Origin of the sequence: Microcoleus sp. N9_B4 (genome assembly GCF_036701635.1) — a bacterium.
Lineage (GTDB): Bacteria > Cyanobacteriota > Cyanobacteriia > Cyanobacteriales > Microcoleaceae > Microcoleus.
In genome coordinates this window covers 35,371-57,744 of the sequence record NZ_JAUBRC010000004.1, presented here as the reverse complement: position 1 = coordinate 57,744, position 22,374 = coordinate 35,371, and the positions used below count along the sequence as shown (strand labels likewise).

General features: G+C 47.4%; 20 protein-coding genes. 13 read left to right on the top strand and 7 right to left on the bottom strand.

All coding sequences use genetic code 11. The annotated features are described in order from the left end of the window. Positions 1 to 79: 79 nt before the first annotated feature. Positions 80 to 598: a transcriptional regulator gene (locus QUA43_RS03715; RefSeq protein ID WP_333371135.1), complete on the top strand. Its 519-nt coding sequence runs from the start codon at positions 80 to 82 to the stop codon at positions 596 to 598. A gap of 119 nt (positions 599 to 717) precedes the next feature. On the opposite strand, the gene QUA43_RS03710 is transcribed toward QUA43_RS03715, so the two are convergent. Next, complete coding sequence (locus tag QUA43_RS03710) at positions 718 to 2,646, bottom strand: penicillin-binding protein 2 (protein ID WP_333371133.1); 1,929 nt, start codon at positions 2,644 to 2,646, stop codon at positions 718 to 720. 301 nt (positions 2,647 to 2,947) lie between these two features. After that, positions 2,948 to 3,523 carry a hypothetical protein gene (locus QUA43_RS03705; RefSeq protein ID WP_333371131.1) on the bottom strand — a complete coding sequence of 192 codons (576 nt, stop codon included), beginning with the start codon at positions 3,521 to 3,523 and terminating at the stop codon, positions 2,948 to 2,950. Positions 3,524 to 3,860: 337 nt separating this feature from the next. On the opposite strand from QUA43_RS03705, the gene QUA43_RS03700 reads away from it, so the two are divergent. From QUA43_RS03700 to glgB, 4 genes are all read left to right on the top strand, one after another. Continuing rightward, a complete protein-coding gene (locus tag QUA43_RS03700; RefSeq protein WP_333371129.1) occupies positions 3,861 to 4,061 on the top strand; it encodes a serine protease in 201 nt (66 codons plus the stop codon). A gap of 213 nt (positions 4,062 to 4,274) precedes the next feature. After that, positions 4,275 to 4,580, top strand: a complete 306-nt coding sequence (locus QUA43_RS03695; RefSeq protein ID WP_333371127.1) for a hypothetical protein — start codon at positions 4,275 to 4,277, stop codon at positions 4,578 to 4,580. A 151-nt stretch (positions 4,581 to 4,731) separates the two neighbouring features. Next, positions 4,732 to 4,908 carry a hypothetical protein gene (locus tag QUA43_RS03690; RefSeq protein WP_333371126.1) on the top strand — a complete coding sequence of 59 codons (177 nt, stop codon included), beginning with the start codon at positions 4,732 to 4,734 and terminating at the stop codon, positions 4,906 to 4,908. A gap of 358 nt (positions 4,909 to 5,266) precedes the next feature. Next, positions 5,267 to 7,561 (top strand): 1,4-alpha-glucan branching enzyme, encoded by a 2,295-nt coding sequence (glgB, locus tag QUA43_RS03685; protein ID WP_333371124.1) that lies wholly within the window; start codon positions 5,267 to 5,269, stop codon positions 7,559 to 7,561. Positions 7,562 to 7,925: 364 nt separating this feature from the next. On the opposite strand, the gene QUA43_RS03680 is transcribed toward glgB, so the two are convergent. From QUA43_RS03680 to QUA43_RS03670, 3 genes are all read right to left on the bottom strand, one after another. Next, a complete protein-coding gene (locus QUA43_RS03680; protein ID WP_333371122.1) occupies positions 7,926 to 8,843 on the bottom strand; it encodes a glycosyltransferase family 2 protein in 918 nt (305 codons plus the stop codon). 85 nt (positions 8,844 to 8,928) lie between these two features. Continuing rightward, positions 8,929 to 9,759: a hormogonium polysaccharide biosynthesis protein HpsJ gene (gene hpsJ-B / locus QUA43_RS03675; protein WP_333371120.1), complete on the bottom strand. Its 831-nt coding sequence runs from the start codon at positions 9,757 to 9,759 to the stop codon at positions 8,929 to 8,931. Positions 9,760 to 9,931: 172 nt separating this feature from the next. Further along, positions 9,932 to 10,072, bottom strand: a complete 141-nt coding sequence (locus QUA43_RS03670) for a hypothetical protein (RefSeq protein ID WP_333371118.1) — start codon at positions 10,070 to 10,072, stop codon at positions 9,932 to 9,934. A 574-nt stretch (positions 10,073 to 10,646) separates the two neighbouring features. Between QUA43_RS03670 and rfaE2 the strand changes: the two genes are divergently transcribed. The 7 genes from rfaE2 (at position 10,647) to QUA43_RS03635 (ending at position 18,234) form a co-directional block, all read left to right on the top strand. Further along, positions 10,647 to 11,150 (top strand): D-glycero-beta-D-manno-heptose 1-phosphate adenylyltransferase, encoded by a 504-nt coding sequence (gene rfaE2 / locus QUA43_RS03665; protein ID WP_333371116.1) that lies wholly within the window; start codon positions 10,647 to 10,649, stop codon positions 11,148 to 11,150. A gap of 142 nt (positions 11,151 to 11,292) precedes the next feature. Continuing rightward, positions 11,293 to 12,162: an STAS domain-containing protein gene (locus tag QUA43_RS03660; RefSeq protein WP_333371114.1), complete on the top strand. Its 870-nt coding sequence runs from the start codon at positions 11,293 to 11,295 to the stop codon at positions 12,160 to 12,162. A 56-nt stretch (positions 12,163 to 12,218) separates the two neighbouring features. Beyond that, entirely contained in the window at positions 12,219 to 12,596 is a 378-nt protein-coding gene (locus QUA43_RS03655) for an STAS domain-containing protein (protein WP_333239914.1), read from the top strand. Between the two features lie 264 nt (positions 12,597 to 12,860). Next, positions 12,861 to 13,259 (top strand): anti-sigma regulatory factor, encoded by a 399-nt coding sequence (locus tag QUA43_RS03650; RefSeq protein WP_333371112.1) that lies wholly within the window; start codon positions 12,861 to 12,863, stop codon positions 13,257 to 13,259. 210 nt (positions 13,260 to 13,469) lie between these two features. Then, complete coding sequence (locus QUA43_RS03645; RefSeq protein WP_333371110.1) at positions 13,470 to 14,489, top strand: ATP-binding SpoIIE family protein phosphatase; 1,020 nt, start codon at positions 13,470 to 13,472, stop codon at positions 14,487 to 14,489. Beyond that, a complete protein-coding gene (locus QUA43_RS03640) occupies positions 14,486 to 16,042 on the top strand; it encodes an ATP-binding protein (protein WP_333371108.1) in 1,557 nt (518 codons plus the stop codon). The genes QUA43_RS03645 and QUA43_RS03640 overlap by 4 nt, the downstream gene beginning before the upstream one ends. A 719-nt stretch (positions 16,043 to 16,761) precedes the next feature. Then, positions 16,762 to 18,234 (top strand): MBOAT family protein, encoded by a 1,473-nt coding sequence (locus QUA43_RS03635; protein WP_333371107.1) that lies wholly within the window; start codon positions 16,762 to 16,764, stop codon positions 18,232 to 18,234. A 418-nt stretch (positions 18,235 to 18,652) separates the two neighbouring features. Here the strand turns inward: QUA43_RS03635 and QUA43_RS03630 are convergent, their stop codons facing one another. Continuing rightward, complete coding sequence (locus tag QUA43_RS03630; protein WP_333371105.1) at positions 18,653 to 19,477, bottom strand: sulfurtransferase; 825 nt, start codon at positions 19,475 to 19,477, stop codon at positions 18,653 to 18,655. Between the two features lie 25 nt (positions 19,478 to 19,502). Further along, on the bottom strand, positions 19,503 to 20,504 hold the full coding sequence (locus tag QUA43_RS03625) for a hypothetical protein (RefSeq protein ID WP_333371103.1): 1,002 nt from the start codon (positions 20,502 to 20,504) through the stop codon (positions 19,503 to 19,505). 479 nt (positions 20,505 to 20,983) lie between these two features. On the opposite strand from QUA43_RS03625, the gene glmU reads away from it, so the two are divergent. After that, on the top strand, positions 20,984 to 22,372 hold the full coding sequence (glmU, locus tag QUA43_RS03620) for a bifunctional UDP-N-acetylglucosamine diphosphorylase/glucosamine-1-phosphate N-acetyltransferase GlmU (RefSeq protein WP_333371101.1): 1,389 nt from the start codon (positions 20,984 to 20,986) through the stop codon (positions 22,370 to 22,372). The last annotated feature ends 2 nt before the right edge of the window (positions 22,373 to 22,374 follow it).

The following is a 22,374-nucleotide window of genomic DNA, read 5'->3' as shown; positions in this document are numbered from 1 at the left end:
AGGCAGAGCCACTACCCCTGCCGCAGGTTTTACAATGATTGAGCTATTGATAATTATTTTAATCATAGGAATATTTTGTGTGATCGTCGCCCCCTCTTGGCTAATGTTCATCAACAACCACCGTTTAAAGGTATCGCTCGATCGAGCTTATTGGGCAATGGAACTTGCACACAGCAACGCCAAACGATCCAAAATTTCATGGCAAGCCAGCTTCAAACAAGTAGGAGAAAATGTACAAATAGCCGTTCACCCAGCCGACATTCCCCCAGCCCAAATACCAGACAGTCAATGGAAAAACCTAGAACCGCAAATTCAAATAGATCCAGATGAAACAACAGTGCTCCAAGTAAATGAAAGCAACGATCAAAAAACAAACGGCACAATCCGGCGCGTCATGTTCAACCACAGAGGTTGCCCGGTATCTCGAAGCGACCACGACTGCACGCTAACGAGTATAAGGGCCAAAGGAACCCTAACACTATATCATCCCAACTTAAGAAACAGCCAACGCTGCATCATCATCTCCACTCTTTTAGGACATAAACGCACCTCCGAAAGACAATCAAAACCCAACGAAAACAAAAGATATTGTTACTGACAGGGCGATGAATTATTTTGGCGTAGGGAAAGAAACGGCATTGCCGTGTCATCAATAGCCCTGTTGTCGATCGTTATATTCGAGGTCAATTCCTGACGCCACATCTCAGATATAATCAACTACTTCTTACTCGGCGCAATCTTCTCAATAGAAATCAGCGCCTCCATCACCGACTCCACAATCGGCGCCGCCACCGTACCCCCCGAAGAACCCTGATTAGGCTCATCAATCACCGCCAGCACCACATACCGAGGAGCCTCCACAGGCATGATCCCCACAAAGCTAGTAATAATCGCCTTGTCAGAATAACCCCCACCAGCATTAGCTTTTTGAGCCGTACCCGTTTTTCCAGCAATCCGATACCCAGGAATTTGTGCAGCTTTCCCCGTACCACCATCAACCACAGTTTCCATCATTTCTAACACCTGCTTAGTAGTTTCCGGCGAAAAAACCTGCTTCGGAACCGCCCTCGGAAGCTTCCAATAAGCTTCACCGTCCCTATCAAAAAGTCCCCGCACAACGTGAGGAGTTACTAACTTGCCACCATTAGCCAAAGCGCCGTTAAGCTGCACCAACTGCATCGGAGTAATCGAAAAACCTTGCCCAAAGGCCGTAGTAGCAACTTCCACGGGAGAGTTAATAAATTGCTCTCGATTTTTAAGTTGACTGCTTACTTCAAAAGGCAAATCAGTTCCTGCAGTTTGTCCGAGTCCGAGTTTTTCTAAAGCTTGATAGTAAAGAGAAGGTTTCATGGTTCTCATGATGTGCACCATCCCCACATTACTAGAATGTTTCAAAATCTCAGTAACAGTCGAAGGGCCGCGCGCGCCTACGACTTTGTAATCGGAATTTTGGATGGTCCAGGGATTCATGTAAATCCGACCTTCATCGTTAAACACAGTATTAGGTTTCACCGCACCCGCTTCCAGAGCGATCGCCACATTAATCGCTTTAAAAGTCGAACCAGGCTCATAAACATCAGTTACGGCCCAATTTTTATAGCGCGACAAATCAAAATTAAAATATTGATTCGGGTCATAAGAAGGTTCCGCCACAACTGACAGCAATTCCCCGTTACGGGCATCCATCACAATCACTGTGCCCCGCTTCGCATCGTGTTGCTTCATTTTTTCCTTAAGGGCAATTCGGGCAGCCCGCTGCAAGCGACTGTCGATCGTCAATTGCAATTTCAAGTCATCAAGCTGCACAAATCCCGCCGTCAGCCGATCGGGAACCCAATTCCCATTGCTTGACCTGCTAAACTGAATCGACGGCATCGATCGTTCCAACAAATTCTGCTGGCTGTATTCCACCCCGGCTTGTCCCTTCCGTTCCCCGTCCACATAACCGAGGATATCCGCCGCCAACTCCTGCTGCGGGTAAAAACGCTGCTGCTGCCGCAGCAACTCCAAGCCATCGACCAGACTCTCTTTAATTTGCATCTGAGCGACGCGATCGGCAACCTCTTGAGGCAGAGACTCTGCAATTGTAATACCGCTTTCAGCAAGATTAAACCTGCGTATCAGTTCAGTTTCCGACGTAGTGCCCGGACTAAGTTCGATCGCCAGCATCGGAGCCAACTTAGCAGCAATTTCCGCCTTCGAGTGGTTAAACAACTTCGGGTGAGCGTAGAGCGTGTACACCTGTCTGTCGATCGCCAAAACATTACCTGCGCGGTCAATTATCGGGCGTCTCGGTACAAAGGGCTTCGTTTTGAGAGTTTGCTGCTGCTCGGCCTGTTTACGCAGCGCCGGAGCTCGCGTCACCTGCAAATAAAACAAATTCACAGCCAGCCCCAGCCCCCCCAGCATCAACACCGCCCACACGGCCCATAAACGGAACTTGCTGCGCTTTAAACGCTCCACCGGTCGCCCCCAAGATGCAGCCGTCTGTTGTGACGAGCGGCCGAAACTGCCGGAAGATCTAGGTTTGGCTGATTTTTCCCACCCAGTACGCGCGGCGAAGCTATCCCGTAGGGAATCGCCCGACGGTTTTGGGCGTTTGAAATTCGGCGATCTGTAGCGGTCAAAACGGGGGTCGTAGCTCATGGCATTAAAAATTCAATAGCAAGTTAGAGCGTTTTAGAATTTATAATTTAGAATTTATAATTTAGATTTTATAATATAAATTTCAAGACTTGGGAATGAGCAATCCCTATCAGGGTTTGGATCAGACCTACAGTTGCATTCTGTTTTTTGAAGTGGTCTTAATTATTTTTAATCTGTAACTTCCGGTTGGGAGCCGAAAATCGATCGCGACTTGCAAAAAAGTCAAAAAGGAAATTAGATCCTCCAATTCTCAGGCCCTCGGACACTCAGGCCCTCGGGCGCTCTTCGCTTTGACACAGGTTTAATAGCCCAGGGGTGTTTCCACACCGGCTCGATTCTGGAGAGCGGGCTCAGAATTTGGTGCCGCAACGGGCGATCGAGTTTCAGGGGCCGGCTGCAAGAAAATCGTGTCCCCAGGATTCTGCGGAGCCAAACCGGTTTCGGGATTTTGGGCTTCTTTAGCAAGTTGGTGTTTCAAGACTTCGCTAGAAGCACTCAATTGCTGTTCCCGGAGGCGCAGAGTTTCCAATTTTTGATACTCCTGACTCCAGCGCTGCTCGCCGTAAACTGTCAAGCCGTAGAGACTCAGAGCACCGCCCAAAAGCATAACTGCTACCACTGAGGAGGCGCGCTGTGTCCGCAGGAGCGATCGCAACCACACTGGCTGCTGCTGGCGAGCCGGCAAGACTTTCAGCACTGATGCGGACGATCGAGCAATCGCCTGTTCGTCGGCTGGCGAGTAGTTGGGCAATACCGGCCCTGTCTTCGCCCGCCTAGCTCGGGCAATAGAAGTAACTTTGCTTTTGGCTGTGCCAGCAGCGGGCTTGCGGGTCGATCGGGAGCGCGGAGAATCCGGGGATCTGATAGCAGCGGTCATAAAGTTCACCAATACGTAAAGTGGGGTAGCTTCAGCTTGATTGAGGTTAAGAGTTTTTTGTCTCCCAGATCGCCAGTGGTGGCCATCTGCGTTCGATCGGCTATCCTTACCAAGGATACCTCACAAGCCAACCAACCCATCCTACCACTGGTCTCTTTGACTTCAGGATTTGCCAAAAAAAAGAAATCTTTGCTGGTTAGCGATAATCTATGTGAAATTTATTAATAAATGCAGTATTGTAATCAACGAGCGAATCGTTGAGCTATTCGTGCCAGCATTGTTTCTCAAGTACACTATTCCCTTCCTTGCGATGGGTTTTCAATGTTAAGGAGTTTTTATGAACAAGGGATTAATTCGTTTGACTTTGGTAGTGGGCTTGGCAGCAGCCCTCGGCGCCTGCGGCGGTGATGCCACCAGCCCCAGCTCCCCTAGCCCCACTCCCGGTGGCACTACTACTACTACTCCTCCTGTTTCTTCTCCATCTCCAAAGGCCACTCCAACTACTAGCCCTGCCCCTGCTCCTAAAAAGACTCCCTAACTAGGGCTATCCCGGAGTTGGTTCCCAACGAGCCTAGCCTCGGGGTGAAAAATGGTTCGCTCCTCGCATTTTTTCATCTCATCGGTCTAGGTCTCAAGTTGGGTGTTAGTGATTGTCTGATACTTTTACTACTAAAGTTCAGTACGTCCCCTTACAGCAGCAAAGTCCGCTGATTCGCTGCGTTACAAAAACATTCCTTTTCAAGTATAAAATTTGACTCCCGGCCTGCACGTTTTGAAACTCAATCCTGTGACAGGATGTTTGAGGACATTGCCAGTGCTGCTGCCTCAACTGAATATCAACCGGAGGATCTCGCAGACTCGACGAAAATTTGGCACTCGATCGAGTCTCGTTTTCCTTCCCCGCCGCTGTTGCCTGCAGACGAGAGGAAAGCAAGCTGAGGCTTGGATACTCGAAAACTGGCGGGATGAAAGCATCGGCATTGCTACTCGATTTGTTGACTACGAGTTTCGCGCCGGTGCGGGCAAGCACCTCGACCGGTCTGTTTTGAGCCTTTAGTGATTCAATTGGCGCAGCGCCAGTTCGGTATTAACCCTGCCTCGGCAAAACTAACTCCTGTTAAGCATGAGTGCTGCTTTAAACCTATTGCACCGTCGCTGGTAAGATGGTGCTAGTTTTTTCGTAGGCGATTCCTTGAGGATGGCAGATATTGCTAGCTACTGTTGCCCTGCTGAGTGCTTTAGCTTTGATTCCTAAATACCGAGTTGAGCATCCTTCGCTGTTTGAGCGTATTGCCAAAATTCACCGACTTTGTGGGGAAACCCAGCCTCCGGGATGTGAAATTCTACCGATCGGGGGATCGTCCCTGCATGAAAATTCCAGGTAAACTATTAACTGCTGCCCAACACTTACAGGGTTGACCCTCCTGCCGCGGCAAATCGACAATAGTTTGAAAATTTTTCATATCACCTATTAAAAAATAAGTCAAGGATATTTTGGGAAAATATAAATTTTTCAATTTGTTTTAATATTTCTATACTTAGATGTTAGCAGCAAAACCCCAGCTCGGCCGCCGGCAAGGCAACAGCCTGCTGTGTGTGCAAGGGCGCGCGCTGGAGCTGCAGCAGGCAAGATCATGCTAATCAGTGGTAGGATCAGCGATCAAAAATGTATCGAAATGTAAAGTGCAGCACCGCTCTAGGTTTTGAAAGCCATTTAGTTAAAAGATTGAGGTAAGTAGTTTTATGCCCGCGACCGTCCCCTTTGAACAGATTGACCGCATTGTTTGGAATCAGCACCACGATCCATTTGAAGTGCTAGGCCCTCACGCGATCGAAGAAAATGGCAAAAAAGTCTGGGTCGTCCGAGCTTATCTGCCGAATGCGGATGCGGTATCCGTAGTTTTGCCGGAGGCCAGGGCCGAATACCCGATGAAATCAGAGCATCACCCTCACTTTTTTGAATGTACGATCGACACCCCAGAACTAGCAAACTATCAATTGCGGGTCAAAGAAGGGGAACACGAGCGCTTCATCTACGATCCCTACGCCTTTCGATCGCCAAAACTCACAGAATTCGACCAGCACCTATTCTCAGAAGGCAACCACCACCGGATTTATGAAAAATTGGGGGCGCACCTCACCGAAGTAGACGGCATCACAGGAGTATATTTTGCCGTTTGGGCTCCGAATGCTCGCAATGTCTCTGTCTTAGGGGATTTCAACTATTGGGACGGCCGCAAACATCAAATGCGGAAATCGCAAAACGGCATCTGGGAATTATTTATTCCGGGACTATCCGTGGGAACTTCCTACAAATACGAAGTGAAAAACCAAGACGGACATCCCTACGAAAAGTCCGATCCTTACGGTTTCCAGCAAGAAGTGCGGCCGAAAACAGCATCAATTGTCACCGACTTAGATACCTACACTTGGCACGATAGCGCTTGGATCGAAAAGCGGCGACACACAGACCAACTGACGCAGCCGGTTTCGGTTTACGAATGCCACATCGGTTCTTGGCTGCACGCCGCTACTGACGAACCCGCCGTGCTACCAAATGGGGAAATAGAACCACCAGTGCAGGTTTCGGAACTGAATCCCGGGGCGCGCTTTCTGACTTACCGGGAATTAGCCGATCGGCTGATACCCTACGTCAAAGATTTGGGATTCACCCACATCGAAATGCTGCCCATCGCCGAACATCCTTTCGACGGTTCTTGGGGCTATCAAGTCACCGGCTATTTCGCCCCAACTTCCCGCTACGGCAAACCTGAAGATTTCATGTATTTTGTTGACCAGTGCCACGCCAACGGCATTGGCGTACTGGTGGACTGGGTACCGGGACATTTCCCCAAAGACGGCCACGGCTTGGCTTTCTTTGATGGAACTCACTTGTACGAACACGCCGACTCCCGCAAGGGCGAACACAAAGAGTGGGGAACCCTAGTATTTAACTACGGCCGCAACGAAGTGCGGAATTTCCTAGTATCAAACGCTCTGTTCTGGTTTGACAAGTACCACATCGACGGGATTCGCGTAGATGCCGTAGCCTCGATGCTTTATTTGGATTACTGTCGCGAACCGGGAGAATGGCTGACCAACCAGTACGGGGGCCGGGAAAATATCGAGGCGGCGGATTTTCTGCGTCAGGCGAATCACGTCATTTTTAGCTATTTCCCAGGGGCTCTGTCGATCGCCGAAGAATCTACCTCTTGGCCGATGGTATCATGGCCGACCTATGTAGGGGGTTTGGGCTTCAACCTGAAGTGGAACATGGGTTGGATGCACGATATGCTCGACTATTACCACATGGACCCGTGGTTCCGCCAATTCCACCAGAACAACATAACTTTCAGTATGTGGTACAACCACAGCGAGAATTTCATGCTGGCTTTGTCCCACGATGAAGTAGTCCACGGCAAAGCCCACATCATCGGGAAAATGCCAGGAGACGAATGGCAAAAGTTTGCAAACGTGCGGTGTTTGTTTACTTTTATGTTTGCTCATCCCGGAAAGAAAACGATCTTTATGGGGATGGAGTTCGGCCAGTGGCAAGAGTGGAACGTTTGGGGGGATTTGGAGTGGCGTTTGCTGCAATTCGAGCCGCACCAAAAGTTGAAGCTGTTTTTTAAAGATTTGAACAATTTGTACCGCAGCGAAACGGCACTTTACAGTCAAGATTTTGCTGAGGATGGGTTTGAGTGGATTGATTGCAGCGACAATCGACACAGCGTCGTGGCATTTGTGCGCCGAGAGAAGGATGGCGACGAGTTTGTGGTGACGGTGTGCAATTTTACGCCCCAGCCGCACTCTCACTATCGCGTAGGAGTGCCGGAACCAGGTTTCTATACGGAGTTGTTTAACAGCGACGCGCGGGAGTACGGCGGCAGCAATATGGGGAATTTGGGCGGTAAGTGGACTGAGGAGTGGTGGTTCCACAACAGTGCTTATTCGATCGACTTGTGTTTGCCACCTTTGGGGGTGTTGATTTTAAAGCTCGATCGGGCAAAAACAACAGCAAAATCTCAAGAGTTTTAAGTTGTGAAAGGTGATAGTTTTGAGTGAAGAATCAAAACTTTATTAAACGTAGAACTTTGAGGGTATTCAGAAACCCGGTTTCTCCAAAAAACCGGGTTTTTTTCTGTTTTGTTGTGGCGAATATCCAGAACGGAACTTATACCATTTTAGATTTTAGAAGGGAATAATTGGGAATGACTGATGAAGATCCTCGTTTAGAGCTTGCCTCAAGTTGAATTATTTTTTTAAATTGGTATTAAGCTGTCCGGCAGCTTGCGTTATATTTTTCCGGCGGGACACCCCACAAGAATTTCATCACACTTGACTGTAAAATTTAGATGCGCCTGGGCTTAATTACCGATTACCAATTACCGCTTACCTATTTTTAATTCCGAGTATCGGAAGCGCCAAGATTATAAGAAACTTTAGACGGCTCAACTGTTACTACTTCCGAAAGAGACGGTTCCTCCACTCCGTCTAAAGTTGGCAGGGGCATATGCTTCATTTCCCAAACTTTCAGCAAAATTAGATATTCATAAAAAGCTTGTAGCGTGCACCAAGCCAATCCCGCTTGACCGTCAAGAAATCCGCCGAGTAAAATATACATATAGAAAAAGCGCACCACAGGCCGCAAAGGCAAGCGCAAAGAAAAATCTTTCAAAGCGCGACGCCTTTCCACCTCCGATGCGCCAAACAATAAATCCCACCAATTTACTTGACCTGCTTCTAATTGACGGAGAGTTTCAGCCGCCTCGTCAGTCGAGTAGCGGTTGTGCTTTTCAATCCAGCGGGAAAGACCTTTGCTGCAAGTATAATGAGGGTAGGTTTCCTTCAAAAAGTGAGTAGGCCCGTTGCAGACTTCCCGTTCAGTGTGACCGTAGTCAGTAAACCATACTTGGTCTTTGCGAAAGAGGCGCATTTGATAGCGGGGATATTGAGTGCTGCGGCGAATCCAGCGCTCCATAAATATTACTTTTTCAGCTACGTAATAGCCGATATACTCTTGACTTTCGATCGCCTTTAAGCATTCAGCAAACAGTGCAGGCGTCATCCGCTCGTCAGCTTCGAGGATATAAACCCATTCGTACTTGCACGGGACTTCTTGGAGCATCCAAGTCCGCTGGCGTCCATGAGTTTCAAAGCGGTGCTGCACTGTTTGCACGGCATAGTTCTGAACAATCTCAAGGGTTCGATCGGTGCTGAAAGAATCAACTACAATGATATCGTCACAAAGCAGTGCCGATTCAATGCAAGCGGCGATATCAATCTCTTCGTTGTAAGTCAGAATATAAATTGAGAACATTCCCAGCTTTCAGTAAGGGCAAACTATGGGTAAACAAACTATGTCTCAGGGATGTCTCGACCAGCGCGAACCCTGCCAGGGCCGATCAATTTTTGCGGCGGCCGAACCGCAGAATTCCCATACTTCTCAATCCCGTCCAACCAACAGTAATGTAGCCGATCGCTAACAGCAAACTGCTGATGCCCGTCTGCAAACTCGAATTTCTCGATCGAGTTCTTAACTCTTTCTCTTTTTGTTGCTTGCGGGTGCGAATCTCGTTGCGAGCTTGAGTGGGAAGTGATTGAGCTTGCTGTTCCAGGAACTTGTCGAGGGCTTTCGGGTCATTTTTCGACTCCTGAAGCACAGCTTTCAATTCCTTGGGAACGTCTGGACTCTTGAGTGCTTGTTGCAACTTCCCGTCGTCTTGCAGCAGCGCCCCTATCTGGCTGCGACGCTGGCTTTTGAGCTGTTCTACCTGAGCTTTAAATTGATCGCTTTTAAGTTGTGCCTCAAGTTGACCTTCCGCTTGTCCCGCTTCTTGATCGACTTGAGCCAGAGCATCCTTGAGTTCCAAACGAGTATTGTTGAGGTGAACGGGAACCAGAGATAGGTAAACTAAACCTAACAAGCTGGAAATCAACAGCGCCCAGAATCGCAAGTCCAGCCAAACCTTGCGTCGCTCAATAGAGACTCCACTGCTGCTGTCAACCCAAAAGCCAGTCATCAGGAGGGCGATACCGATCAAAGGAATAATGCCCCTGTCAACTATCTGAGTTGCTGCGGCCAACTGCCAGCCTCGATTGAGAAGGTCTGAAGTTTCTCCCGGCAGCGACAGAACAATGCAGTCAAGCAAAGCAGAGAGAATCAAGATAATCCCCACTACTTTTAGAGTTCGAGCAGCTACTGAAGAAAATTGACGGCTATTACTTGCTTTCATAATTCATGTTAGATAATTCTACACCGTTAGATTCAAAGGGGTAGTTGAGTGGATCTTGTGGAACGAGTTAAGCTATTTTCCACCAAAATAGCTGCTTCGGGTACCGACCTCGACTTTCCTTTGGGTGTTCACAGGCTGCGGTTGCGACCCAAAAGGTCGAGTTTATAGACAGCTATGCAGAGTTGGGCACAGGAGGCTGCGCGCTTCTGGTGTGGCTGTAAAGCTTGGTCAAGATAGCGCCCAGAAACTGCTGCAACCAACTGCTGCCGACAGCCTGAGTCTGACGAATGCAGGGTACAGATGAGTTCTGCACGCTTGGGTTCGGTGCTTTTAACTAGCTTTCGCTCGCGGCGGTGTCAGAAATAATAGACACAGGAGGATCGCGTTGTGTTGGGTTTCACCCCCTAGGGTTCCCACTACCCGATCGCCTGCCCGAGGCGGTGGAACTCTCATCCCCTGTCTTATAGTAATTGATATAAGAGAGGGCGGGAATAAATAATTGTTTCCCAACCTTTTTGACCTCCAATTACCAACAGCACGATGTGGCAGTCACAAATACACGAGTAGATGTTTTTTCCTTTTTCCTTCTGTTTAGCAGCTCGCGAAGCCGAAGGCCATTTGTGCTTCTTCCTTTTTGCTTAAGAGTGACCAGTTACTATAGCAATCCTTGCAGGAGTCGTATTTTTTTTACCGCACCCCAACCCTCCCCGAAGCCGCTCGCTCGGGAGTAAGAAATTCACAAATGATTTAGGATTGCTATAATTACCAATTACTAATGGCCAACTATTAATTATTGGCAGGTTGAGTGATAGATTGTTCAATGGCAAAGGTGTTCCGCTCTCACATTTTTTGGTAGGATAATTGATCGCTGTTCAAATTTGTTGGTAATGACTGCAAGGATTTCTGGTGTTTATACGTTGAGAGAACTCGAAGGAGCGATCGCATCCGATCCGGACAACTGGCGTCCGATCGTGTTTACTAACGGCTGCTTCGATATTCTGCACTGCGGCCACGTCCGCTATTTGCAGGCGGCAAAAAAATTGGGGCGATCCCTCGTGGTGGGCTTGAATAGCGACGCCAGCGTGGAAGCTATCAAACCGCAGCAGCCGGGATTGCCGCCCCGCCCGATCGTACCGGAAAATCAGCGAGCCGAAGTGTTAGCAGCCCTCAAACCAGTAGACGCCGTAGTAATTTTTTCCGAGATTACAGCAACTAAACTGATAAATATCCTGAAGCCTGATATATACGTTAAAGGAGGCGACTATCAAGTCGAAACTCTGCCGGAAGCACCGGCCGTTATCGCCGGAGGTGGCAAGATTTCCTTGATCGAAATAGAAGTTCCGAGTTCTACCAGTGCGATCGTCAAACGCATTTTGCAATTAGGTACTTAACCCTCGATCACAAACAGCAAACAGTGAGCTAAACTCAGAAGTTGCCCCATCAAAAAACACGCTTGGTCCGCGCGTGCGAAGCTATCCCGTAGGGAATCGCTCGTACAACTTCATTCCAATTGCTAAGCAGGAGATAATTTTAATGGAACTCACAAGCAATAACACGATCGCGGAAATCCTACAAAGACACAAAGCAGAGTTACTAGCAGACTGGCTCAAAGAACTGCAAAATACCGGGCTGCGGCGGGACGACTTGATGAGAGCCAAAGAATTGCGCTCCGAGTGTCAAGAGTTCCTGCAATTGCTCCACATTGCAGTCGGACAGGGTAACTTTAGCGACATCCAGACACCAGAATGGGAAAATATGCGGGTGCTGCTAGCAGAAGTTTCGCGATCGCGCGTTCAGAGAGGCTTTACTCCTTCAGAGATAGCCAGTTTCATTTTATGCTTCAAAAAGCCATTGTTCGATCGGCTTTGTCATGAACTGACACAAAACCGCGACGCACTTGTCGAACAACTTTGGCTTTCCACAAGTTTATTAGACCAGCTAGGCCTTTGGGTGACAGAAATTTTTCTCAAAGCTCGCGAAGAAGTCATCGAACGCCAGCAGCAAGAAATGCTCGAATTGTCAACACCCGTAGTCAAACTTTGGCAAGGCATTCTCGCTTTACCCATGATCGGGACTCTCGACAGTGCCCGCACTCAAATAGTCATGGAAACTCTGTTGCAGGAAATCATGGAAACCGGCTCCGAATTTGCGATTTTAGACATTACAGGCGTGCCGACAGTTGACACTTTAGTTGCTCAACATTTATTAAAAACTGTCGCTGCCGCCCGTTTAATGGGTACTGAGTGCATCATCAGCGGCATTCGCCCGCAAATAGCTCAAACCATAGTTCACTTGGGAGTTGACTTGCAGGATATTCTCACAAAAGCGACTTTAGCAGATGCTTTTAAAGTCGCTTTGCAGCGCCAAGGTTTAACTATTAGAAATATTCAAGAGGAAAAATAAAAAATATTGCCCTTTCGCCTAAAAACTTAAGTAAAAATTAAAATAGAGGTGGATTTGTGGAACGAATACCGATTCTTCAAATGGGAGAATTTCTGCTAGTAACAATTCAAGTAGATATGCACGACCGCTTAGCAATGACGCTGCAAGACGACCTGACAAACCGCATCGTCAAAACAGGCGTAAAAGGTGTTTTAATAGAAATCTCTTCTCTAGAAATAGTAGATTCTTTTATCGGTCGTATTATCAATAATATCGCTAGTATGTCGCGAATTTTAGATGCGGAGACAGTTGTGGTCGGGATGCAGCCAGCGGTTGCGATCACGCTCGTTGAGTTGGGGCTTTCCCTAACAGGAGTTCGCACAGCTTTAAGCGTTGAAAAGGGCATGATTTTGTTGCGAAAATCCTTGGGTTTTTCTCCTGGGGAGAATGCGTAAGCAGTCGATTAACTGTCCCATGACTGAGGCACAGGCAGTAAAGAAACCTAGTTTGTTTGTAGATACCTTGTTGACAAACTGAAGATTTCTGAGGACAGGGCTTACGCACTCAAGAGGGTTAAATCAAGGGTTTGAGATTGCTTCACTATGTTCTCTTTTGAGAGAAAATCGTAGTAAGTGCGTAAGTCCTATTAGGAGAAACTAAGTTGATAAGTATAAGTCCTATGTTTTGTGGAGAAGTTCTATTTTGGTACAGTAGCCGCCATGTCAAAACGTGAGACACTAGAAATCCGATCGTCATCCGATATAGTCCACGTCCGACAGCAAGTGCGAACTTGGGCTGTAGCAATTGGATTCGGTTTATTAGACCAAACGAAAATCGTTACCGCAGCCAGCGAACTCGCCCGCAATACTGTAGACTACGGCAAAGGGGGAACTGTAACTCTCGAAACGCTCCAATTAGGAACCCGCAAAGGGCTGCGGCTGATATTTGAAGACAAGGGCCCGGGAATTCCAGACATCGAATTGGCAATGACTGACGGTTATACTTCTAATCAGGGTTTGGGTTTGGGACTCAGTGGTTCTAAGCGGTTGATGCACGAATTTGAGATTGTTTCCAAAGTGGGTAAGGGGACTAAAATTTCGATCGTCCGCTGGCGGTGAGCAAGTAATAAGATTTGAGAGTAGAGATTTTAGATTACAGCATTGGGAATGAGTGAGGACGATCGGGGTTTGGAGCTTGCGTATAGTTGTATTATTTTTTTAATTGGTATAAATAGCAACCCGCACAGCCAAGAAGTGATTCTGGGAATCCCACACCATACCCGGAGAGGGTTGGCCTATGGAGGATTTCATGATTAGATCTGATAAAAAATGATAGATGCCCTAGCCCTGCCCGTAACAGAAGAAAGTCAAGTGGGAGAAGCGCGCCGAATCGCAGTCGCCCTCGCGACGGAAGTCGGATTTAACGAGACCGATCGCGGTAAAGTGGCAATTGTTACCACGGAAGCCGCAAAAAACCTGGTCAAGCACGCCCGCGAAGGAGAACTTTTGCTGCGAACATTCAAAACAGCGGCCGGATATAGCATTGAAATAGTAGCGCTAGACCGGGGCCAAGGAATGGCAAATGTCGCGCTGTGTATGCGGGACGGTTTTTCTACAGCGGGAAGCCCTGGAACTGGACTGGGGGCAATTAAACGCCTCTCTACTTTTTTTGATATTCATTCTGTACCAAAACTGGGGACAGCCTTATTAGCGCGGCTGGAACCGACCGAAAATAGCCGAGAAGCATCCCAAAACAGCAATTACTTGGAATTTGGGATCATCAACTTGCCAAAAGTAGGAGAGCAAATTTGCGGGGATTCGTGGGCGACGGAAAATCACCTTGACAAAAACCTGATCTTAGTTGCAGACGGGCTCGGCTACGGGGATTTGGCCCAGGAAGCTTCTGGCGAAGCAGTGCGGGTATTTGAGGAAAACGCCAAACTCGGCCCGAAAGCAATTTTAGAGAAGGCGCACGCTGCTTTAAAAAATACCAGAGGAGCGGCTGCGGCGATCGCCCAAATTGATCATACTCAACAAACAATTTGTTTTGCCGGAATTGGCAACATCAGCGGTGTAGTTGTCACAGATAACCAAAGCCGCAGCATGGTTTCCTACAACGGCACAGTTGGACATATGATGCGAAAAGTAGCAGAATTTGTCTATCCTTGGTCGCAGCAGTCCCTACTCATCATGCACTCCGACGGTTTGGCGGCGCAGTGGAATTTAAACCGCTACCCGGGCTTAGCCTCCAGACATCCTGCTTTAATCGCAGCCGTGCTCTACCGGGACTTCAAACGCACTCGCGATGACATGACAGTTATAGTAGCCAAGATGAGAGAAGCAGCGTGAGTTACCCAATCCTGACGACGGAAGTCCGCTTTGAACAAGACATCGTACAAGTACGCCAAAGAGCTCGCCAAATTGCTAAAGGGCTGGGATTCGATTCCCAAGTACAAACCCGCATCGCCACAGCAGTTTCCGAAATTGCCCGCAATGCTTTCAAATATGCAGGCGGCGGCAAAGTAGAATTCATTGTAGAGGGAGAATCGCCCCAAATTTTTCGGACTCGGATTTCTGACACCGGGCCGGGAATTGCTGATTTATCGGCTGTGTTAAGCCCCAATTTTCGATCGCAAACCGGCGCGGGACTCGGTTTAGCAGCAGCGAAACGGTTGATGGACGAAGTGAAAATCGACTCTGGGCCCGATCGCGGAACGGCTGTACAATTAATTAAACAGTTTTCCAAAAATATGCCGACGCTGAGTGCGATCGAACTAAATCAATTAGTTGACAAACTAGCGCGCCAAATTCCCGAAGATCCCTATGCCGAAATTCAGCAGCAAAATCAAGAATTACTACGCACTTTAGACGAACTCCGCCAGCGTCAAGAAGAGCTCGTACAATTAAATCAACAACTAGAAGATACCAATCGCGGAGTCCTGGCACTTTACGCTGAATTGAACGACAAAGCCGAATCTCTCCGCCGCGCCAGCGAACTCAAAACCAGCTTTCTCTCCAATATGAGCCACGAGTTTCGCACTCCGCTAACGGCAATTCTGAGCCTTTCCGAAATATTGTTACATCGCCTCGACGGAGAACTTTCCGCCGAACAGGAAAAGCAAGTAAATTACATTCATAAATCTGCCGAGTCTCTCGCAGAACTTGTCAACGACTCGTTAGATTTAGCCAAAGTGGAGGCCGGAAAACTAACTGTTCGCGTGGCTGATTTTGAAGTCGAAGATTTGTTCAGCGCCCTGCGAGGAATGATGCGCCCCCTGCTTCCCCAAAACTCTGCCGTTTCTATAATTTTTGAAGATCCTCTCGAACTTCCAATCCTCACCACCGACGAGGGCAAAGTTTCTCAGATTTTGCGAAATCTGATTTCTAATGCCCTCAAATTTACCGAAGCAGGTGAAGTTCGAGTTGCTGCGGAAATGGGAGAGGAGGGAACAGTTACTTTTTCAGTAGCAGATACGGGCATCGGCATTCCCCCAGCCGATCAAAGGCAGATTTTTGAAGAATTTGTCCAACTCGAAAACCCCTTGCAGAAGCGCGTCAAAGGCACGGGATTGGGATTGTCTCTGTGCAAAAAACTGGCGGAATTTCTAGGAGGAAGCATTGAAATCACAAGTTCACCCGGAGTGGGTTCGACTTTTTTTGTCACACTGCCGATTCTGTATCCTGGAGAGGAAGAAAACCCTTTGGAAATATCTGCTGCTAAGGCAGATGAAATATCGCTGGCGATCGCAAATTCTCGTAGCTTGAGGGGTTCCGGGCCATCGCCAGCGCCGGATTCAGCAGCCAAAGTTTTGATTGGGGAGGATGAAGATAGTTTTTCGGTATTTGCTGAAAAACTTGCCACCAATTCATTGTACTGCGATATAGGTCGCCAACGGTGGTGAAGGTTGGGTGCGGCTGCTCTTTGAGCAAGCGCCAGCAATTTTTATCGACATTATGATACCGGATCTGACCGAATTTGAGGTTTGGGAAGGGTTCAAATGCGATCGAACTACTTGCCAAATACCTGCTATCGTGATGAATTCAAAACATTTTGGGTTACATCACTTTTTTGCTGTGCGGGATGCTAGGACTTCAGGATCAAAAATATTATTCCGATGGGAAGGGAAACGATATCAGGAATTGTAGCTTTTGAGAACTGAAGTCCGATGCTGCAAACCTAATTATATTTTTTCCCAGAATTTTATATGCTTCGTAAGAGAGTTAATTTAGAGCAGGCAAGATTTATTTAATTTGCAACAGAATTTAACCTTTGTGCTGTAAAATGTAGCAGTTCTCAGTTGCCGACTATATAGTAGGGACTTACCGAGGGTCTATTTGCGTGTCGGCGATCGGCTAAAATCCATGATAAATCCCGTTCTTAGCAAAGTCTCGCTTAATAGACCTCTTGCAAAAATAATTAGGACGGGCAAGATGCCCATCCCACAAGAGTTATTTTTTCTTGTGGGATGGGCATCTTGCCCGTCCCATCAATTGAGGAAAAGGATTTTTGCAAGAGGTCTAATAAAAATAATGCAACAGTAGGGCGGTAATCCAAACCCATACAAAATAAGCCATTCCCAATTCTAAAATCTAAAATCTAACATCTAAAATCGACAATGGTATGACTTTCATCTCCCTTCAATATGGCCTGTTTCTATTAGTTTTGTTCGCGGCTTACTGGTCAGTTCCGGCGCGGTGGTGGCGGCTGTTCATCATGTTGGCGGGTAGTTTGATTTTTTACGCTTCGCTGCAAATTTGGTACATTCCTCTGCTGTTAGTCGGTGCTTTGTTTAATTACTGCTTGGCGATGGCGATTGGGGAACCTCTGGATTGGCGGATTGCTAATGAATCTTGGAACCGCCGCCGTTTGTTGCTGCTGTGGATAGGAATCTGCCTGAATGTGTTGCTGCTTCTGGGCTTTAAGTATGTGCCTTTTTTCTTGAGTTCGATCGGCACTTTGTTCAATTGGCCTGTAGCTATCGACGGGGCTGACTGGGTGAAAAGTCACGTCATCGCACCCCTGGGATTAAGTTTCTTTTGCTTTGAGTGCATTGCTTATTTGATTGACGTGTACCGAGGCGCGCCTGCTGCTACTTCGCTGCTGCACTTTGCTGCTTACAAGTTGTTTTTTCCCAAACTGATTTCCGGCCCGATTACTCGGTATCACAACTTGATCTATCAACTGAAAACTCAGGAATTTCCGACGCCCGATCGCATTTCTGAGGGACTTTGGACGATCGCCTTTGGTGCAGTAAAAAAAGGTCTTTTCGCAGATAACTTGGGAATTTATGTCGATTTAAGTTTTACCAACTTGCAGCGGGCGGGTAGCGAGGATTTGTGGCTGGCGATTTTTGCTTACGGGCTGCAACTTTATCTCGATTTTAGCGGCTATGTTGACATGGCGCGCGGTACTGCTTTGCTGCTGGGTTGGTATTTGCCGCCAAATTTTGATTTTCCTTATTTTAGTGCCAGCATAGCTGATTTTTGGCGGCGCTGGCACATGACTTTAGGGGATTGGTTGCGGAATTATTTGTATTTTCCTTTGGGCGGTTCGCGAGTCGGTTTGTGGCGCACTTGTCTGAATTTGTCGATCGTCATGTTAATTGCGGGAATTTGGCACGGGGCGGCTTGGGGATTTATTGTGTGGGGGGGTTTACACGGTTTAGCTTTGGCGGTTCACAGGCTGACTGATGTGCTGTTTAAGCGGTTGCGGATCGAGTTTTTGTGGGAAAATCCGATCGGGATTGCGATCGGTTGGCTGTTGACTCAGGCGATGGTTTTTGGTAGTTGGATATTTTTCCGCCTTCCAGATTTAAAGGATTCTGGATGGGCGATTTCGCATTTGTGGGGACACACTGCTGACGTGCAGTTTGCTGAGAAAGTTTATGGCGAAGTTTTGGGTTTGGAAAGAGTGGATTTAACTTGGATGTTGGCGGCTTTGGCTGTGGCGATGCTGGGGAATTATGCGTTGAGTCGGGGTTTGAAATTGGAGTTAAATTGGCCGATGAAATTGGTGTTAGTGCCGCTTTGTTTGTATGCCGTTTGGGTGTTGGCTCCCGAAGGGGGTTTGCCTTATATTTATTTTGATTTTTAGGGTATTGTTAATTCGCCTTCTGAACAGGCTTTTCGGCCTGTTCCACAAGAAAATCTACTCTTTGTGGAACAGGCCGAAAAGCCTGTTCTTGACAAGGGTGCAAGATGTCAGTCGAAATAATTACCCGCTACCTATTGGTGTCAACTTAAGCTTTTAGTCCGCCAGTCCTCCCGCTCACCCAACAGTCCGCCAGGGAATGAATTCCCTGTCTCATAGCTAAAGTCCTCTCAAAGAGGACTGAAGAACTAATTAGTCTTCATAGCGAGGAATTTCGCTTTGAGGCTCTTGTTTCAACAGCTTCCGGACTGAGGGTTGAACGTTAAGTTGACATCAATTCCCGCTACCCTAGAACTCACAGTCAAGAGTCAACAATCAACAATCAACAGTCAACAGTCAACAATCATCTCGCTCCTGCACCCTACAACTGATAAGAACACCAGTCACTCCAGCTACCGACATAAAGTTTAGCATCGGGAATTCCGGCGATTTCTAAAGACAGTAAATTAACGCAAGCCGTCACCCCGGAACCGCAATAAACAATAATTTCTTCGGCTTTTTCTAATTCCGTCCAGCGCTGTTTTTGTTCGGATGCCGATCGCACTTTTCCAGTTTCATCCGTCACCCCTTGCCAAGGATAGTTAACCGCACCCGGAATGTGACCTGCAATGGGGTCGATCGGCTCCCGCAAACCTTCATATCTCTCGCTTTCTCGCGAATCAACCAAAACCTTTCCCGGCAAGTCTTTACGCTCTTTTACCGCCTCAATATCTACCGCCAAATCCTGCTGCAATTGAGCAACAAATTTACCCTCGCGGGGTTCTGGCAAAATATTTGTTACCGGATAGCTCGCCGCTTTCCATGCGCTGAAACCGCCGTCTAACAAAGCGACTTTGCTGTGTCCCATATATCGCAGCAGCCACCACAAACGAGCGGCAAAAGCCAGCCGCGAATCGTCATAGGCGACGACTAAAGTTTCAGGTGAATTAATGCCGATTGTACTCAATTTCTCAGCTAATTCTTCAATATTTGGCAGCGGATGTCTGCCGCCGTGTTTGCCCACTGAACTCGCGAGGTCGCGGTTTAAATCTAAATAGAAAGCTCCGGGAATGTGGCTTTCTTGATATTGTTTTTGTCCCAATTCAGGGTCGGCAAGGGAAAAACGACAGTCAATGATTACAACTTGCGGATTGTCAGTATTGGTGGCTAACCATTCAGGAGAAACGATTAAAGTGTTGTCAGTCATAATTATTCAAATCTCTATTTTAACATTATCTAGAAGGAGATTTTTTCTCTGGTTCGGCTTTGTCGGAAGGAGATTTCTTAGGAGTTGCTTTCTCTGAAGCTCTCTTTTCAGAAGTGGATTTTTTAGGAGTTGCTTTTCCCGAAGTTTCTTTGGGCGAATTGGATTTTTTAGGAGTTGCTTTTTCCGAAGGTAATTTTTCGGCTGGTGCGGGAGTTGGAGTTGGTAGAGGGGGAGTTACTGCTGCTTCTTGAGCGTAAAGCAGATATTTCTGATACTCGATTACTTTTGCTTGAGCTAGTTGATGGTTGGGGCTAGACACTGGTACTCTTCTCATTAATGAGACCGCTTCTTGCCAACGATCGGTAACTGTAGTCCAATCTTCCTTGGTTTTTGCAGATCGCCCCAATTCTGCTGCTTTGAGTGCGCTGTTAACGGCTTCTCGAAAAGTATCTGGTGCAGTTGCTAAATCTACTGTTTCATCGGAATTATTCCCCGCAGTTGCTGTCGGCTCGTTTAAAATCTTACCGACAAACGCCACCACCGCGATCGCCAACATACCCGTCACCAGCCCAACTACAATGAAAGTCGATCGCAGCCGATTCTCAAATGCAGCAAGTTCCGGCGGTTTTTCGTCCTCAAAATTGTTCTCCATCTCTGTGCGATCGTCCATATTAAAAACAGCAGTATTTGGTACAGCTTCTCCTACAAAGCTCTGTGGCTCAAAAGTGCTGTTCTCCAAACTAAACTCTTGACTCCAAGCAGCAGCAATCTGACCCCTTTCTCGACCCTCAACCTTCACTTTGCGAATCGAATCAGGCTGCAAATTCGTCAGCTCGGTGCGAACAAAATCAACTAATGTATTTTCTATGGGTACCCGCTCGGCCTCAAGAATTACATCCAAACAGTCGCCGTCGAGATTCGCGGAGGCTGTGATGCCTTCAGATTGCAACTGGCTGTTTAGCCAAGATGCGATCGCAGTGGCGAGATTTCCCTGCTTGGCAAGTTCCTGAAAATTAAGCTCTGTCATAGCTGGACACCTGATAATGCAGAAGGTAGAAGGTAGAAGGAATGAAAAAGTCAGAAATAGTTTTTTTAAAGTTGAAAACACCCTAACTGAAATTCAACAAATAGTATAATGTATCGTGGCAAATCCCAGCCCAAAGACGCAAATTATCACTCTCGCTCTCCCTCTCAGCCCTTGAGAAAAGACTCGCAGTCTGCACTCCCAAACGAACTCAGGTTTGTAGTGAGGAATGCAAGTCGTCTTGCTCAGCCGCCCAATACTGCTGCTGCAAACAGGTTTTTGATACCGGGCGCGCCAGTCCAGATATTGCAAGCATCGCCCCTAAAACCAGCATCCGCCTGGAAAAATACTCGATCGCGCGGATGCGAGATGGGAAATTTTAGATGAAAAATTTGTGCGATCGCAGTGCCATCGACGGACAGCGAGTGATATCATCATTTAGTCAATATTCAAGTTTTTATAGCAAATAACTCGATCGCACAATGGTAGCAATAGCAATTTTAGCGGCTGGACGCGGCACGCGCATGAAATCTGACTTGCCTAAAGTTCTACACGAATTAGGCGGTCGATCGCTAGTGGAGCGAGTCCTGCAAAGTTGTCAAGAAATTCAAATTACCAGGCGACTTGTCATCGTCGGTTATCGAGGGGAACTCGTTAAAGAATCCCTGATTCGAGGTCAAAAAATATCAGAGAAAAATCCTCAATCTCCTCCCCTAGAATTTGTCGAACAAACCGAACAATTGGGAACAGGTCATGCCATTCAACAATTGCTGCCTCACTTAGAGGGATTTCAAGGAGACTTGCTGGTCTTAAATGGGGATGTACCTTTGCTGAGGGCAGAAACTCTCAAACAATTGATGGTAATTCACAAACAGCACCAAAACTCTGCTACTTTATTGACAGCTAATTTGCCGAATCCCCAAGGGTACGGCCGAGTATTTACCGACAGTCAAAACTTAGTCCAGCAAATTGTCGAAGACCGCGACTGCACACAAGCTCAAAAGCAAAATCACCGAATTAATGCAGGTGTTTACTGCTTTCACTGGCCGGATTTAGAGAAAATTTTGCCAGACTTGAAGGCAGACAATGACCAAAAAGAATATTACCTAACTGATACGGTAAATTTCCTCAATCCGGTAATGGCGGTGGATGTGGAAGATTATCAAGAAATATTAGGAATTAACGATCGCAAACATTTAGCCACAGCTTGCGATATTTTGCAAACGCGGATAAAGGACAAGTGGATGACGGCGGGAGTGACGCTGCTAGATCCCAACAGCATTACGATCGACGATACCGTAGAGTTGCAGCCGGATGTGGTAATTGAACCGCAAACTCACTTGCGGGGAAATACTTCGATCGCCTCTGGGAGTCGCATCGGCCCCGGCAGTTTGATCGAAAACAGTCAGATTGCAGAAAATGTGACTGTGCTTTATTCGGTGGTTTCTGACAGTATGGTTGCTGAAAATTCGCGCGTTGGCCCTTACGCCCACTTGCGGGGACACGCAGAAATTGGGGCGAACTGCCGCGTCGGCAATTTTGTAGAATTGAAAAATACTCAAATAGGCGATCGAACTAATGTCGCTCACTTGTCTTATTTAGGCGACGCAACTTTGGGAGAAAAAGTCAACATCGGTGCTGGGACAATTACGGCAAATTATGACGGAAAAAACAAGCACAAAACTCAAATAGGCGATCGGAGTAAAACGGGTTCTAACAGCGTGCTGGTTGCACCGATAACTTTGGGGGAAGATGTTACTGTAGCAGCGGGTTCTGTGGTGACAGAAGATGTACCGAATGAATGTTTAGTAGTTGCCCGTTCCCGGCAAGTTGTCAAACCAGGTTGGAAGTTGAAAGAACCTAAAAAGTGAAC